This window comes from Mycobacteroides chelonae CCUG 47445 (assembly GCF_001632805.1).
GTDB lineage: Bacteria > Actinomycetota > Actinomycetes > Mycobacteriales > Mycobacteriaceae > Mycobacterium > Mycobacterium chelonae.
The window spans coordinates 4,064,428-4,079,497 of the sequence record NZ_CP007220.1 but is presented as its reverse complement, the minus strand read 5'-3'; the positions used below and the strand labels follow the sequence as shown (position 1 = coordinate 4,079,497).

General features: G+C 62.8%; 14 protein-coding genes. 7 read left to right on the top strand and 7 right to left on the bottom strand.

Features of this window, described 5'->3' with window-relative positions; all coding sequences use genetic code 11:
• Positions 1–60: 60 nt before the first annotated feature.
• Entirely contained in the window at positions 61–1,446 is a 1,386-nt protein-coding gene (locus BB28_RS20040) for a MinD/ParA family ATP-binding protein (protein ID WP_030096527.1), read from the top strand.
• 34 nt (positions 1,447–1,480) lie between these two features.
• On the opposite strand, the gene BB28_RS25385 is transcribed toward BB28_RS20040, so the two are convergent.
• Positions 1,481–1,642: a hypothetical protein gene (locus tag BB28_RS25385; protein ID WP_044105092.1), complete on the bottom strand. Its 162-nt coding sequence runs from the start codon at positions 1,640–1,642 to the stop codon at positions 1,481–1,483.
• A 76-nt stretch (positions 1,643–1,718) separates the two neighbouring features.
• Between BB28_RS25385 and BB28_RS20035 the strand changes: the two genes are divergently transcribed.
• Complete coding sequence (locus tag BB28_RS20035) at positions 1,719–2,030, top strand: DUF4229 domain-containing protein (protein ID WP_030096528.1); 312 nt, start codon at positions 1,719–1,721, stop codon at positions 2,028–2,030.
• Between the two features lie 26 nt (positions 2,031–2,056).
• Here BB28_RS20035 and BB28_RS20030 read toward each other — a convergent pair whose 3' ends face one another.
• The 3 genes from BB28_RS20030 to BB28_RS20020 are packed head-to-tail and all read right to left on the bottom strand — an operon-like array spanning position 2,057 to position 5,980.
• Positions 2,057–3,223, bottom strand: a complete 1,167-nt coding sequence (locus BB28_RS20030) for a hypothetical protein (RefSeq protein ID WP_046256012.1) — start codon at positions 3,221–3,223, stop codon at positions 2,057–2,059.
• 10 nt (positions 3,224–3,233) lie between these two features.
• Positions 3,234–4,493: a sulfotransferase family protein gene (locus BB28_RS20025; protein ID WP_046254772.1), complete on the bottom strand. Its 1,260-nt coding sequence runs from the start codon at positions 4,491–4,493 to the stop codon at positions 3,234–3,236.
• 17 nt (positions 4,494–4,510) lie between these two features.
• Entirely contained in the window at positions 4,511–5,980 is a 1,470-nt protein-coding gene (locus tag BB28_RS20020; protein ID WP_046254771.1) for a flavin-containing monooxygenase, read from the bottom strand.
• Between the two features lie 51 nt (positions 5,981–6,031).
• Between BB28_RS20020 and BB28_RS20015 the strand changes: the two genes are divergently transcribed.
• Complete coding sequence (locus BB28_RS20015) at positions 6,032–6,976, top strand: SDR family NAD(P)-dependent oxidoreductase (RefSeq protein ID WP_046254770.1); 945 nt, start codon at positions 6,032–6,034, stop codon at positions 6,974–6,976.
• Positions 6,977–6,981: 5 nt separating this feature from the next.
• Here the strand turns inward: BB28_RS20015 and BB28_RS20010 are convergent, their stop codons facing one another.
• Complete coding sequence (locus tag BB28_RS20010) at positions 6,982–9,156, bottom strand: aminotransferase class III-fold pyridoxal phosphate-dependent enzyme (RefSeq protein ID WP_046254769.1); 2,175 nt, start codon at positions 9,154–9,156, stop codon at positions 6,982–6,984.
• The gene (locus BB28_RS20005; protein ID WP_046254768.1) at positions 9,153–10,538 is read right to left on the bottom strand and encodes a wax ester/triacylglycerol synthase family O-acyltransferase; all 1,386 of its coding nucleotides are present in this window, start codon (positions 10,536–10,538) and stop codon (positions 9,153–9,155) included. The genes BB28_RS20010 and BB28_RS20005 overlap by 4 nt, the downstream gene beginning before the upstream one ends.
• A gap of 216 nt (positions 10,539–10,754) precedes the next feature.
• Between BB28_RS20005 and BB28_RS20000 the strand changes: the two genes are divergently transcribed.
• Positions 10,755–11,228 (top strand): nitroreductase family deazaflavin-dependent oxidoreductase, encoded by a 474-nt coding sequence (locus tag BB28_RS20000; protein ID WP_044105277.1) that lies wholly within the window; start codon positions 10,755–10,757, stop codon positions 11,226–11,228.
• Here BB28_RS20000 and BB28_RS19995 read toward each other — a convergent pair.
• A complete protein-coding gene (locus tag BB28_RS19995; RefSeq protein WP_030096536.1) occupies positions 11,215–12,546 on the bottom strand; it encodes a cytochrome P450 in 1,332 nt (443 codons plus the stop codon). The genes BB28_RS20000 and BB28_RS19995 overlap by 14 nt on opposite strands.
• Positions 12,547–12,953: 407 nt before the next feature.
• On the opposite strand from BB28_RS19995, the gene BB28_RS19990 reads away from it, so the two are divergent.
• Genes BB28_RS19990 through BB28_RS19980 form a run of 3 tightly spaced genes read left to right on the top strand, consistent with a single transcriptional unit; the run spans position 12,954 to position 14,990 of the window.
• Positions 12,954–14,126, top strand: a complete 1,173-nt coding sequence (locus tag BB28_RS19990; protein ID WP_046254767.1) for a cytochrome P450 — start codon at positions 12,954–12,956, stop codon at positions 14,124–14,126.
• Positions 14,127–14,180: 54 nt separating this feature from the next.
• Positions 14,181–14,402 carry a sigma-70 RNA polymerase sigma factor region 4 domain-containing protein gene (locus BB28_RS19985; RefSeq protein WP_046254766.1) on the top strand — a complete coding sequence of 74 codons (222 nt, stop codon included), beginning with the start codon at positions 14,181–14,183 and terminating at the stop codon, positions 14,400–14,402.
• A gap of 6 nt (positions 14,403–14,408) precedes the next feature.
• Positions 14,409–14,990: a Clp protease N-terminal domain-containing protein gene (locus BB28_RS19980; protein ID WP_046254765.1), complete on the top strand. Its 582-nt coding sequence runs from the start codon at positions 14,409–14,411 to the stop codon at positions 14,988–14,990.
• The last annotated feature ends 80 nt before the right edge of the window (positions 14,991–15,070 follow it).

Below are 15,070 nucleotides of genomic sequence, written 5' to 3'. Positions count from 1 at the left end.
GAGGCGCAGGGTGGACCGACGGCCCCGCCCTGGGCAGCGCAGGAGCCCGCGCAGCCGGTGATGTACGGCCAGAGCGCGCCACAGCAGCCCCATGAGATGACTCAACAGTTCCAAGCGGTCCCGTATCAGGATCCGTTCGCACCACAGCAGGACATCGCGGGCCTCGGCCACGATCCCTCGGTGCCATCGCTCAACACTCTCGGTGGTTCGTTCGCGCCACTGGACTTCACGCCGTCCGGTGGACAGGAAAACCCCGATCCCACCGCGATCGGCGCGGCCGGATCGTCGGGCGGCTTCCGGGCCGACAACCGATTCAGTGATTCGGGTGAGTCGCCCGCGCAGTCGACGCCCTTCACGGCGGATCGCTGGGCCAGTGATACCCCTGCCTCGGGTATTCCTCAGCAAGCTCAGCAGCCTCCCCTCGGTGGTTCTCGCTACTACACCCCGGTGGGTGGCCAGCAGACCGGTATCGGTGGCCAGATTCGGCCCGAGTTACCGCCTTCCTCGCGCGACTTGTCCACCTCCGCGCTGCTGCGCCCCCATAAACCGGCGCCGTCCGCGGGTTGGCGCAAGACCGTCTACCGGGCGTCGTTCGGGACGATCAACCTCGGCGAGGGCACCAAGAAGACCGAGGAAAACGACCTCGTCGCTCAGGTGAACCAGCCGTTGCAGGGCTGCTACAAGATCGCGTTGCTGAGCCTTAAGGGAGGCGTCGGTAAGACCACCGTCACCGCGACCCTCGGCGCGACCTTCGCCTCCATTCGCGGTGACCGCGTCATCGCCGTCGACGCGAACCCGGACCGCGGCACACTGAGCCAGAAGGTGCCGCTGGAGACGCCGGCGACGGTGCGTCACCTGCTGCGGGACGCCAATTCGATCCAGCGCTACAGCGATGTCCGCAGTTACACCTCGCAGGGGCCGAGCCGCCTGGAGGTGCTCGCATCCGAAAGTGACCCGGCGGTCTCCGAGGCGTTCAGCGCCGAGGATTACGCACGCACACTGGAGATTCTTGAGCGCTTCTACAGCGTGGTGCTCACGGACTGCGGTACCGGACTTATGCACTCCGCGATGTCCTCGGTGCTGGAACAGGCCGACACTCTCGTGGTCATCAGCTCCGGCTCGGTCGACGGTGCCCGTAGCGCCTCGGCCACCCTGGACTGGCTCGATGCGCATGGGCATCGCGAGCTGGTGCGCCGCTCCGTTGCGGTGATCAACGCGGTGCGTCCGCGTTCGGGCAAGGTCGATATGCAGAAGGTCGTTGATCACTTCTCGCGGCGGTGCCGTGCTGTGCGGTTGGTGCCGTTCGATCCACACCTGGAAGAGGGCGCCGAGATCAGCCTGGACCGGTTGCGGCCCGCGACGCGTCGTTCGCTCATCGAGCTGGCCGCCGTGGTGGCGCAAGGGTTCACCGGGACACAGCGCCAGCAGCAGACGTTCCAGGGCTAGTCACTGGAATTGTGCGGCGACGGGCCGCGCAGCGTCAGTGCTCGGACGGGCCGTCCTTGCTGATGCGCCAGAGGAAGTCCGGGTCGTCGTCGGGGCCGGTCACGCGGGTCTGCGGACGGGCGGGCACCGATTGGCTGATCCGCCATCCGGCGTAGATCAGCGCACCGAGTACGACCGCGATGAGCACGTAATACACAAGAGCCTCCTGAACAACTACCTCCGAATATACGCGCGGCCAAGGTCGGCGTACGGCGCAGCGATAGGGTGGTGACGTGGCTGAACGGTCGCCGGGGAGCCGGCTCGCTATCGATATCGCGGTGTACACCCTGGCGCGGTTGGGGCTCGCGGTCATCCTGACGCTCGTCATCTTCTGGGTGGCCCGGCTCATCGGGTACGAGGACTTCCCCCTGGCCATCGCGATCCTGTTCGCGCTGATCATCGCGCTGCCGTTGGGCATGGCGGTATTCGCGCCACTGCGTCGCCGGGTGACTGCCAGCATCGCCGTGGTCGACGAGCGGCGCCGGGCCGACCGTGCGGATCTGCAGGCGCGGCTGCGCGGAGAAAAGCCGAAGGACTCCTCTTAGAGACACCGGGCAGGCAGGGTGGAGGGTCATCCCAACATCCGCGCCGCCACCGCTGTCTGTCGTGCGGCGATGCGGGTGCGCCATTGCCGCTCCGATATTGCGCCATCTGCGTAGAACGGCAAGGTAGCCGGGAGGCGGTCAAAATCCACCACTTCGGCGCGGGGGCCGTCTTCGTCGAGGATGGGACGGTCCGTCCGCTGCCAGCGGAACTTCAGGAACCCGCGCCGGTGTCCCACGGTCTCGATCCAGTTGGCGATACCGGGGTTCTGGTCGCTGATCACCAGCCGGATCATGCCGTCGGGGTCCACATGCGATTGCTCCGCGTTCAGGGACGTCTGATGGTTGGTGTAGTCCAGCGATACGTACCACATGCTGCCTACCTGAAAACCTTGGTACGGCGCCTCGGATTTCGGCACGGTCACGACGAGAGCCTGGTGAGGTTCGAGTTCGAAGTAGCCCACCGACGAGAACTGCGTGGCCAGCCCTCCCGGAGTGATGCGCGGTGGTTCGAAGACGTTGGCGGGGTTGTTCATGTAGAACCACTGGGGAAACTGCAGCCACGTCTTTACCCGGTTCACCAAGTGCAGCCCGGCACCCATGTATCTGCCGGCGATGAAGTCCTTGGTGAGGGGAACCGCCCCCGAGCCGATGGTGTCGGCACGGCTGATCACCACTGTCCCCCGTTTTTCGGACCAGTCGTTGTACGCCTCCCGGACGATCAGCTGCGCAGGACGCGCCGCAATGGGGATGTGTCTGTGGCAGTGCGCGATTGGCGTCGCACCGATGCTCACCCGATAGCTGCCGTCCTCGGCGATTACCAGGTCGCGATCATCGAAGGCGGTGACGCTGCCCGGCACTCCGGTGTCGGTGTAGTCGCTGTCCAGCAGCTGGAAGTTGAGGTCCACAGTGCTGCCGCGAGTACCGCTGAGCACGTAGTCGTGGCGTCCGTCGACCTGTGTGGCGAAGTATAGAAAATCCGGATTATCGAGCCCCATCTTGGTGAATGGCCCTGTGCCGCTGAGCAACATCGGATGCTCTGCACTGAAGTTGAAGACCAGATGCAAAGAGGCGGCGATACTCCCGGCGAGGTAGTCGAGGCCCTCAAGGAGGTCCGATTCCGATTCAATATGAGGCGCGGTGGTGACCAGCCGCTCGGCTTCGGCGATCGCATCGGTGAAAGGCTGTGTCACCACGCCGTCGAAATCATAGGCGCTCACGCACGCCACCACTTTCGCGCTCGATCGAGAAGTGCGCTACGTACCGTTGGTATGCGTCGTCCACTTCTTCTGTCGTCAGTCCGAATTGTTCAAGACTGTATCGGTGCTCACCGTGCTTGTGCTGTCTGTTCGTGCGCAACGACGTCTGCATGGCCGCGACCGCCGCATCAGAGAGCGGGCGCCCGGCAGCGTCATGGATACGCTGCACCGACCTCATCGGATCATTCAGTAGCTCAGGGTAATTGATGTCTACAAACGATTCAGGATGGTTGCCGCGAACGGTGATCGCGCGGTCGATGATCTGTGCGTTCTTGCCGAGCCAGTACCGGGAGAGTCGATGATGGTCCACGTGGTCGCTGAACAATGCCTGGTAGTGCGCCAGCATGCTTGACGACGAAGCCGTGGTCTGTGCCGGATCCCGATGTGTCCAGACCACCACTGCATCCGGGTAGACCCGCAGTAGTACGTCTAGATGTTCAAGGTGCGCGGGAGTTTTGAGTACCCATCGGCCCCGGGGTTGCTGCCACTGAAGCACCTGCAAAAGCAGTCGATGCAGCTCGTATGCGGGTTGCATGTCTTGGGTGGCAAGCCAGCTCGCGTACGACGGTACATGGAACATCACCTCCGGCATCTGGCTGTGCAGCGCGAAATCGAGCAGCAGCACATCCTCCTCGGGGGCCTCCGCCTCTACCGAATGGATGGCGAAAAACTGCGGTGCCAGATACCGCAACGAGGCCTCGTCCTTGGCGGCCTTGGCTATTCGCAGATTGGCGGCGCCGGTGGGCTCGTCCGGGTGGGGTAGCGGCTGGGCGCCCTCCCATGACCTCATCGATCCTGCTGCGGGGTCGGCAGCGAGCAGCCTGTGCAGCAGGGTGGTTCCGGTGCGCTGAAGGCCGACGATGACTATCGGCGGCTCAACCCGCAGCTCCGCTATCTCGGGATGTTTCCTGATCAGCTCTCGCAAGCGCAGACGCGTGGTGAGCATCCCGACGAGGCGCACTTGCACCATCTTTCGGCCCAGAAAACTGAGCTCCGCGTCGCCGCACAGCGAAGCCGCGAGAACGTCCAGTGCGGTGTCGAGATAGTCGTCGGGTATCCACGGCAGTCCGGCGGCACGGCTTGCCGCGGCCCGTAGGTGTTGGGGGTCCAGCCGCGGAGCCGCCCCGATCCTGGCCAGCGGTCGTCCGGCGTGATTGAGCATGCGGATCGGCCACGGACGGGTGACTCGGAACGCCGGTGTCGTCATTGCCTGGCCCAATTATCCTATTGCGCAGCGCTTTGTGAGAATCGGAGGTTGTCGTCCTGGACCGGTTGCGCACGCGCCATCCACATGTCCCGGTAGTAGTTCATGCTCAGCCGCCAGGGCGGTCGCGATCCCTGGCGTGGCAGGTCGGACAGCACACGTTCCACATAGCCCGGGCGATATCCCGTGAACGGCTCCAGGGACACCGAATCGTCGTCGAGATGCGGTGTCACCGAGGAGATTCGGTGGGAGTAGAGATAGTCGAGCAGCCTGCTGACATACCGTGACACGATGTCTGCCTTGAGCGTGTAGCTCGCGGCCTGATATCCGACGGTGAAGGCGAAATTCGGCACGCCGTCGAGCATCATCCCCTTGTAGCAGACGGTGCTGCTGAAGTCGATGGGCTCGTCGTCGCGGTAGAACTCGATACCGCCGAACAGCCGCATATGGAATCCGGTGGCCGCCACCACGACGTCGGCGGACACCTGCTCACCAGAGGTGAGGATGAGCCCGGTCTCGGTGAACCTTTCGATCTCCCCGGTCACCATGCTGAGGTCGCCGCGTCCGATCGATTCGAACAGGTTTCCGTCGAGGATCAGGCACAGCCGGTTGTCCCAGATCTTGTAACGCGGCCGGAAATGGGTATCGCTGTCATAGCCTGGCGGGAGTTCGCGTTTCGCACGGTCGATGATGGCCTCACCCATACGTTCTGGAACCCGACGGGCGAGATAGAGGGAAAGTGTCATCAGAGAGATGTTCTTGGCGCGAATGATCTGTAGCGCCAGACTGTCGGGGAGACAGCGCAAGAGCAGGTTGGCGAAGCGATCACGCTGCGGGCGGCTCACGACGTAGCTCGGGGAGCGTTGCACCACGCTGACATGGCGGGCTTCCTCGGCCAGTCGCGGTGCGAGGGTCATGGCGGTCGCTCCGCTGCCGATGAGGGCGACCCTCTTGTCTTTCAGGATGATATCCTCGGGCCACTCCTGGGGATGCACCACCGGGCCGTGGAAGTCTTCGATGCCGGAAAACTCCGGCAGGTATCCGCCGTCGTAGCGGTAATAGCCGGTGCACACCATCAGAAACGAACAAGTCATGGTTCGTGGACCGTCCGGGGTGTCGACTGTCAGCGTCCACTTGGCGGTCTCCGACGACCATCGCGCCTCGCGTACCCCGTGATTGAATCGGATGAGCCGCTCGAGATTCTCCTTGGCGACTACGTCTTTCAGATACCGCAGGATGGTGTCACCGTCCACGATCGCGTCCCGCCCGGTCCACGGCGCGAAGGAGAAACTGAGTGTGTACATGTCCGAGTCGCAGCGCACGCCCGGGTAACGGAACAGGCTCCACGTGCCACCTATCTCCGAACGGCTCTCCAGCACTGCGACGTTCAATGATGGGCAATGATTGGCGAAATGCCATGCCGCGCTGATTCCGGCGATACCGGCACCCACGACGAGGACGTCGACAGCTTGCTCGTGTTCGAAGCTCACTTGGGTCTCCCTGCCTGATTCGAGATGATTATGGCCGTATATTCCTGAACTATGCGGCGAACCGGCGATAGATCGCTCGTCCTGACGGGTGCCACGTCCGGGCTTGGGTCAACACTTGCGCAGCTCCTCTCGGTCTCCGGCTCGTATCGGCTGATCATGTTGTGTCGCAATGAAAGGCGCCGAGCCGAGTTGATCGGCCGTTTCGGGACAGATGACGTGCACTACGTGGTGTGCGATCTGGCGGTGCTGGAGAGTGTTCGGGAGGCAGCGGCCGAGCTCAACAATGCGGTGCGCGCCGGAGACCTCGGGCCGATCGGTTCGGTGGTGCTCAACGCCGGGATCCATCCGGGGCGTCGACCGGGATCTGCATACGGGGGTCTCGACAGCACCATGGTCACCAATCTGATAGCGCCGCATCTGCTCCTGGCGTTGTTGTCGCCGTCCCTGGACGCCAAGGCGCGAGTTGTGTTTGTGGGTTCCGGCGCTCACGATCGTCGGCGTTGGTGGACCGGGCTCCCCGAACCCTCCGGTCTTCCGCTGGCCCAGGCGTGTCTGCCCGGTGCGCTTGGCGGGCCGCAGGCGTATGTGACCAGTAAGAGGGGCACGGTGGAACTGTGCCGCGCCTACTCCGAGCGAGTTCCGGACGACTACGCGGTGCTCTCCTACGACCCGGGGATCATGCCGGCCACCGGCATCACCAGGAATATGAATGGCTTGTCCCGCTGGCTGTTCCGCACGATTCTCACCAGATTCGAGAATTCGGAGGGCTTCAGCACGCCCGAGCGGTCTGCCGATTGGCTGCATGAATTTCTGACGCGCGGCGACACCGCGCCCGGTCTCGCTTACGCGAAGATTGACCGCTATCTGCCATGGCCCACCGCGAGTTCGATAGAGGCCGCACGGGCGCTGTATCACGAGACCAATGAAATCGCCGGCATCACTGCCGGTTTGGTGGCCCCATGGTGGTTTGGGGCCGGCCACCCGCCATCCGACTGAGTCGCTCACGTTGCCCGGTCCAACCTGGCGCCCCGAGCCGGGATCGAGCCGAGTACTAGCCGCCGGAGCTGTCTTTTCACCATGAAGGTGGTAAGACCCGCGAGACAGCGCACCAGAGTTGCGTACACCGTGACCGGAGTGACGCCGTCGAATCCACGTTCCAGTCGCTCGACGGCCTCGGCCATTGTCCCTGAGGGAGGGAACAGAGGCGGGAAGAAGCGGCCGCGTCCCAGGATCACCTTGCAGCGGCGCAGAATCAGGTCTTCCATGGCCTGGCCCAGTAATTCCCCCATCAGGCCGTTCTCCTGGAATGGGAAGTACCGTGGATCGACGATGAGGCGCAGATGCGTGCCGTAGCCCTCCACCGACTGATACAGCGGCGACCTGTCTGCCAGACGGCGTAAGCCCTCGACGAGGGTGGCGCGTTCAGCTCGGCGCTGGGTGTGCAGTTCGGGGGTGTCGACACTACGCAGAGCGTGCCAGGCGATGTGCGCGCCGAGGTTGTTTCGGTACCGGCCCTGTAGATCGGATACGGCACGGGCATTTGTTTCGCGCGCAGCGTCCACTACCGTCGATGTCGCCAGCGCTGCCGCCATGGGAAACATCATGTCCGACAGAGGTTTGGCGATGGTGACGATGTCCACCACCCCGGGCATCCAGGTTTGTTGGAGCAGGAATGTCTCGGCGCTGCGCCACACGCCGGTGAGCACCTCGTCGATGCCGACGAGAAAGCCGCGACGTTGCCTGGCATCGGCAATTATGCGTAGCAACTCGGGAGGTATCGCGCGGCAGGACATCCCTTGGATCAGTTCACACCACACCAGACCCACATCCGGATGCTCCAGGGCCTGGGCGAGGTCCTGGGCCGCCTGGGCGCCGAAGGGATCGATGAATACCACGTCCGGGTAGTACGGTTCGAACGCACCGTCGATGCTGGCAGAACGCTGCGGTCCGTAGCGACTGACATTGAGGGTAGAGATGGTCTTGCCGGAGAAGTTGCCTCGGAAAGTGACGATGCGCGGTTTGTCGGGGCGTGCGAGCCGTGCCAGGCACAAGGCGGCCTCTACACTCGTGGCCCCGCTGACCGCTGGCAGTACCTCGTCGAAACCGCTTATTTCACACAATAACTCGGATAATAGCGCGGTATAGTCCGAGTGCTCGTCGTGGTCTGCGAGTAGCTGCGCGAGATCCGGGGGATTGTGCCCGCGTAGGTTGGCGCCGTTACCCAGTGCGCAGTCAAGCAGTGTTGTCCCGTCCCGCAACAGGATCCGCGCGCCATCGGCTTCCGAGAAGTCGAAATCGAGACCGAAGGCCTCCATCAGATTGGCTGCGGATGGGTTAGAGAACCGGCGGAAATGGTCGTTACGTACCTGCCGTGATGTATGGATGTCGGCGAGAACCGTTTCCTGGAGATCGCTGACATGACCATGGCGGCGCAGGGTTTCGATCACCAGTGTCAAGGCAGTGGCATTCGCGGCGAATGTCGATGTCTGTGCCATGGCGTCCAGCGGGTTGTTCCAGACGCCATACGTTTCTTGTGACATGGAGTAGGAGCCGAATGGGGCCTGGAAATCGGTGAGGTTCTCGCCGAAGACGAACACATCACCGTCTGGGGGTCTGTTGGCATCGGCGACACCCAGGGAACGGCTCTCCGCTATTACCCGGATTATGTTGTGGCGCTGTGCTGTCGACAGTAGGTCAGCGGTATCGCCATCAGGATCGAGGACCACGAGTCCTGACCATGCCCGTGTTGGAAGCTCCGCCAGCGCCTCTGCGGGGGAGGACACGAACCTCACATGGCGGGTCATCCCCTTGCCCGCGCCTTCACCGAGCGGATCGAAGTACCGCCGCAGCCTTTCGTCGCGGTCCGCAACCAGAACCCAGCTCTCGCGGAGTCGATCGCCGGTCACCTTGCTGGTGTGGCGGATCAATCGAATGGCCCCCGACAATGCCTCTTCCAGCGAGTTACCGAAATAGGTTACGTAATCCGTACCAGTAGAGAGTAATTCACTGATGAGATACCCCGCCTGCGCGCTCTCTGCTGTGATCGCCAGCCCCGCGACGAGAATGTTGGGGCGTTTGGATCTGTTGAGTTCGATCAGTGTGCCGATTGTGTCCTGGGTTGCGGCACGGTACCTATCGGCGTTCAGTGCGGTCTCTGCCCCTCCCTGGCCGCTCATTTGGACATGGCCTCGGCGGTATCCAGGGCCTCCGACAATTCGGAGAGCGCTTCTTTGTACCCAGCGGCGATGTCGGCGAGCGCAGGGATTATCTCGGGGCACGCGATCAGGCCCACGTTGAGCCGGTCGTCGTGAGAGGCAACCGTGACGAACAGCGCACCGCCGTCGAAGGGTGCGCCGAACGGATAGAAACCGGCCACTTTCGCTCCGGCGAAGTACAGATCTGTGTGGCGCCCACCAATATTCGACAACACGAGGTTCTGCATCACCTTGTGCCGATCAGACATCCGCAGACGGGAGTACGCGCGGAACAACAGACCCCAGTACCGTGCGCTGAAGTCGAACCAGTCGTGGATTCGTCCGGGGCCCAGTGCCTCGGCATGCACCTTGGCGGCGTCGGTGATGGAGGCGATCTCTCGCGCTCGCTGCACAGGGTCGTCGGTGCGGGTCTGCAGGCTTGTCAGCAGGCCAGTGGTGCGGTTGCGGCCGTGCTGGCCGGGCTTATCGTGCACCGAGACCGGGACGAAGGCGCGCAGCGGTTGGTCCGGGAGTTCATCGCGTTCGATGAGGTACTTGCGTATCACGGTCGCGGTCAGCGCCAGCATGACGTCGTTCAGCTTCACATCCAGCCTTCTTTTCACCCGCAGCACATCGGCGATCGGAAGGCTTATCCATGCCAGGTTGCGATTGGAGGTCAGCGTGGTGTTGAACGAAGTGCGTGGCGCCGACATGGGCTCGGGGACTCCGGGCGGAAGCTCCGGGGCATCCCCCCGGCGGCGTGACCTGATGTTCTCGGCAAGCATCTTGGCCATCTTGACCGGCTTACCGGCCAGGGTGCGTAAGCCACCCAGCATGAGGGTGAGGGGCTCGATCGGCCCGGCATCGCGGACTACCGCCAACTCGGTGGCGTCATTGCCGCACAGCTGGCCCAGCTGCGAGTTACCCCGAACGCCATCGAGACTCGCGTTGTGGCGCTTGATCAGAATCGCCACGTTGCCATTGCTCATGCCCTCCAACACCCAGATTTCCCACAGCGGGTACCGCTGATCGAGGGGGAGTGAGGCGATTTCGGAGCAACGCTGGGCGAGCTGCGCGTCGGTGCCGGGCGACGGGAGCACGACACGGTGCACATGGCGATCCAGGTCGAATGAGCTGTCGGCAACCCAAAAGGGATGTCCGAGGTTGTACCAGGGGTCGTGGGCTCTCTCGGTATAGGTGGGAATCTCGGCGACTCGCGAACTCAGCCAGTCCCTGACCGCTCCAAAGCTGTAACCGTCCGCCATGGTTGATGTGTCGAGGATGACGACACCGTAACCCTGGTGATAGTGCGTGGGTGTCTCAAGGTAGAGGAAGCTCGCATCGTATCCGGTGAGCTGTTCCATCTCGGTTCTTCCTATCGTTCGGGAGCGGAATTCGCTTCGGTCACAACGTTCTCGGGATTTTTGATCACCGGTTTCAGATCAGGGTTATCGATCAGATTCAGCTTGCCGCGCCATCGTCGAGCGCTATCGTCATGGCATTGTTCGGGTACCTGGACCGGGGAGGTTGACATCGACACATCGGCGGAGGCATGGCAGGAGCGGGGCGGGCTCGTGGGGGTGATCCGCAAGGCGGTGCTGTCAGTGGGGCACCACAATCTGGCGGCGCCGATCCGGCGGTCTTCTGTCATCGCGGACCGGGTGCTGTACCGGCTCGCGGGTGGGCGGTGGACCATCACCGCCGTCTCGCGGATTCCGTCATTGACCTTGTTGGTTACCAATGGCCGCGGCGAGGAAGTCGTTGTGCCCCTGCAGTACTTGATGATCGACGGGGCGGTGTATGTGGTTGGCACTAACTGGTCACGGCCGAACCATCCACTCTGGTCGTCATGGCTGATGAAACGGCCCGCATGCCGAGTGAACATCGGTGGTAGCGAGCGGGCTTGTATGGCCGAACCTTTACAAGGGGCCGACCGCGACGTGATCTGGGCCCGTATCTTGCAGCTGTCGCCGTACCACGCCGACGTCGAGCGCAAGTCGCAACGCCAGCCTCGTGTCTTCAGATTGAACGACTTCATCGTCAGCGTGAACTAACCACGCGGACAGCGAACTTCGGGGACGGAGAGCTCGACGATATCCGGTTGGAGAGCCGGTAAGACGGGGAGCTGGGTTCCAAGGTGCGGCGATGGATGATGCGCGCAAGCATCAGCTGCATCAACGATTCGGCCAGCCCCTTGCCCACACACATGTGCGGCCCGCGCCCAAAGGGGGAATAGGCACCGGGTGTGCGGTTAGGACCCACCGAGTCTCCATAGCGGTCGACGTCGAATCTCATCGGGTCGGGGTAGAACTCACTGAGGAAGTGCGGGACGGTGGTACCGACAAACACCCCTTCACCACGTCTGATGCGGTGTCCGTGGAACTCGAAATCCTGCGCTGCCACGCGAATGATGAAGGAGGCTATGGGGTGTAGCCGCATCGCCTCCATCACGGCACCGTGTAGTACTGGGGTCGCGTGGAACAAGCCGTCATGGGTGATGTCGCCCGCGGCGAACATGGCGTCCACTTCGTGCTGGATCCTGGCTAGGACCGTCGGGTGTTTGAGGATCAGATAGAGCGCGTATGTTGCTGTTGCCGAGGTTGTTTCAACTCCCGCGAAGTAGGGCAAGACCGAGTGGAACAGCATATTGCGCTGGTTGGTTGCTTCGGGATCATTGGCACAGGATTCGAGGATGTCGTCCAATAGGGCGGACCGGGACGGTCCTTCGCCCGCTTGAGTACGCCGCGCCAGGGCAATGGCCGACTGTGCCACGCTGACCATGCGTGACCGTGCGTTGACGTAGCGCGGCAGGCGCAGCATGAACTTCGGAATATGTTGCACTGGCGCGATCTTCAGGATGTCGCGGGTTACGAGCGCGATATCTTCGATGTCGTTGTCGGTCGGACGGACGCCGCCTACGAACGTGCCGACCTGTGCGATGGACAGCTTCTGCATTGCCGGGAGGACCGGTACCGACTGCCCCGGCTTCCAATGCTTGTCGACGGCATCGTCGATCACGTCGACGGCCTCCGCGTACCGGCCGGCGATGGCCTCCCGCGAATAGCCGCGCTGTAGGAGCGTGCGCCACTGTTTGTGCTGGGGTCCGTCCACGGCGACCAATGAGTCTCTGCCGCCGAACTGCTCCTCGACGAAGCGCCACGAGCTGCCGACCGTCAGGCACTCGCGCCCTTCCTTACTGCTCATGAAGGTGGCGGCGTCGGCTCCGGCCAGCACCGTGTACGTCTGATAGGGCGTCTTGACGGTGAAGACCGGGCCATGTCGCAGATACTTCTCGAACAGGTAGAAGGTGGGATCCAACATCAACCCAACGGTGTCTCCCAACCTGGGCAGCCTGGACAACATCCGGGCCACGCGCAGGCCCGGCGGGCTGACATAGGTCGTGGCCGACTCGGCGCACGGAACGCTGGCCGCTTGTGTCAATTTCCACCCCCAAGGTGTTTGACCGGATGAACGATCAAAGGCCTGTTTCTCGAACAAGTTCTCACACTAGAACGTGTCCTAATTTCTGTCCGGGCAATCGATAACCCTGATATGTCCAGGCTTCAGGCGAGACGGGATCATCGCCACATCTCGCATGTGGGCAATGTGTTGAAATCTGTTGGAGCTGCTATTAAAAGGAAATATGTATGCAGGCATAGATGTGTAGCAAATTTTGACGGTTTTCCGAATTTTGAGAACCTGGCCATGATGGGTCGCTTATGATGCCTGGGGTAATTGACTAGAGGTTCTATTTTTTGATCCCGGGGGTCAGTAATTTCATGGAACCGCCGCAGCTGCCCTTCGCGCGTGAGGGATTGTTCACGCCGGCACCCCTGCAGCGGGAGCTGCAGTGTGTGGGGAACGTGCACCGTGTGACCACCGCCGTTGGAGACCCCGCCTGGCTGGTCACCGGACATGCGGCAGTGCGGCAGCTGTTCGATGACGATCGGGTGGGCCGGTCACACCCCGCGCCCGATACCGCTGCCCGGTCCGGCAAATCAGCGTTCTTCGGCGGGCCGATTGGAAACTATGAGACCGAACGTGACGACCACGCGCGGGGGCGACGGCTCATGCAACCGCATTTCACGCCAAAGCAGATGCGGGCGTTGGAAAGTCGTGTGTCCGACTTGTCCACCGAACTGCTAGACGCGATGATCGACCAGGGTCCGCCCGCGGATTTGTACACCGCTATCGCCCAGCCGCTGCCGATGATGGTGTTGTGCGAACTGCTCGGTGTGCCCTACGCGGATAGGGCCGAGTTTCGTGAATGGACCACGGCCGCATCGAATACCCGTGATCGGAGCCTGTCTGAGTGGGGGATGGGCCAGCTTTTCGTGTACGGGTTACAACTGGTTACCCGTAAGCGCGAGGATCCCGGCGATGACGTGATCTCCCGTCTCTGTGCTGTGGACGGTGTCGCCGACCACGAGATCGCCTCGCAATCGATGGCGTTGCTTCTCGGTGGGCACGAGACCACCGTCGTCCAGCTCGGTCTGGCCACACTGCTGTTGCTGGCCAATCCCGAACAGTGGGCTTTGCTTGTGGCACAGCCGGACCTGATTGCCAATGCCGTGGAAGAGACATTGCGCGCCTCGCGTACGGGCGGCGGCGAGATACCGCGATACGCGCGTGAAGATCTCGACCTCGATGGGGTGCATATCAGTGCCGGAGACCTCCTCTTGCTAGATGTCGGTGCGGCCAATCACGATCAGGCCGTATTCGGCGGCCCGGACCGGCTGGATGTCACCCGGCATACCGCGGCTCATGTCACGTTCGGGTACGGCGCGCGGTATTGCGTGGGTGCACCGCTGGCCCGGTTGCAGCTGGCCACGGTGCTCGGGCAGCTGGTCGAGCGGCTGCCTGGGCTGTATCTGCGTAAGGACGTCTCGGAACTGACGATGCGGTCCGACCTGCTGACCGGAGGCCTGTTCGAGTTGCCCGTCGGCTGGTAGGCCATCTGTCAACTTTCCTTGACACCTCATGTTTGTCAATCTATCTTGACAAACATGAGCGATCTTCCGTCGGCCGATCTGGACGACGCCGTCAGTAGTACTGATCCGGCCGTGGGTCTGAGAGCTGTCCAGGCGTTGCGGCGCTTGTGTGAACGACTCGAAGCAATTCACGTCACCAATGCACGCAACCAGGGCTGGAGCTGGCAGGCGATCGCCGAGGCTCTCGAAGTAAGCCGTCAGGCAGTGCATCAGAAATACAACCGCGCGAGGAAGTGAGCAGCCATGTTCGAGAAGTTCCAGAAATCGGCCAAGGTCGCCGTGGTGCTGTCGCAAGAGGAGGCCCGCGAGATGGACGAGTCGCGCATCGGCGCCGAGCATGTCCTGGTCGGCGTGCTGGATAGTGCGGGTGGACCTCTTCTGGACCTGCTGGGTGGGTATGGGCTGACCGCTGACGCCGTGCGCGACCGGCTGCGGGCCGGCTCGCAGGAGCCGCCGCTGGACGACGAGGACGCCCAGGCACTCAAGGCCATTGGCATCGATTTGTCGCAGGTGCGTGACAGTGTGTCGAAAGTCTTCGGCCCGCAAGCCTTCGAGAAGGCATTTGAGAAATCGGGGCGCCGCAAGGGGCGTGCCCGCGGGTGGCGCCCCTTTGGGATGATCCCCTTCAACTCCTCGGCCAAGAAGTGCTTGGAGCTGGCGTTGCGGGAAGCCATTGCGCACAAAGACAATTGGATCGGATGTGAGCACATGGTGCTGGGCATTCTGCGGGGTGGTGACCCGGTGGCTCTGGCCGTGATCACCGAGCGCGTGCCCGCCGATGAGCTGCGGCAGGCAGTGGTCGGACTGCTCGATCGGGCCGCCTAGCGCCACGAGGGTATTGGCCCCGGGGCGTCGGGCATCGCGTTTGCGGAGACATGACGTTGGGCCGCTGTGGGAGCGTTCGG

Coding starts and splice junctions, on each gene's coding strand:
- BB28_RS20040 (WP_030096527.1), top strand. CDS start 61: ATGTACGGCCAGAGCGCGCCACAGCAGCCCCATGAGATGACTCAACAG.
- BB28_RS20025 (WP_046254772.1), bottom strand. CDS start 4,493: ATGACGACACCGGCGTTCCGAGTCACCCGTCCGTGGCCGATCCGCATG.
- BB28_RS20015 (WP_046254770.1), top strand. CDS start 6,032: ATGCGGCGAACCGGCGATAGATCGCTCGTCCTGACGGGTGCCACGTCC.
- BB28_RS20010 (WP_046254769.1), bottom strand. CDS start 9,156: ATGAGCGGCCAGGGAGGGGCAGAGACCGCACTGAACGCCGATAGGTAC.
- BB28_RS20005 (WP_046254768.1), bottom strand. CDS start 10,538: ATGGAACAGCTCACCGGATACGATGCGAGCTTCCTCTACCTTGAGACA.
- BB28_RS19990 (WP_046254767.1), top strand. CDS start 12,954: ATGGAACCGCCGCAGCTGCCCTTCGCGCGTGAGGGATTGTTCACGCCG.
- BB28_RS19985 (WP_046254766.1), top strand. CDS start 14,181: ATGAGCGATCTTCCGTCGGCCGATCTGGACGACGCCGTCAGTAGTACT.
- BB28_RS19980 (WP_046254765.1), top strand. CDS start 14,409: ATGTTCGAGAAGTTCCAGAAATCGGCCAAGGTCGCCGTGGTGCTGTCG.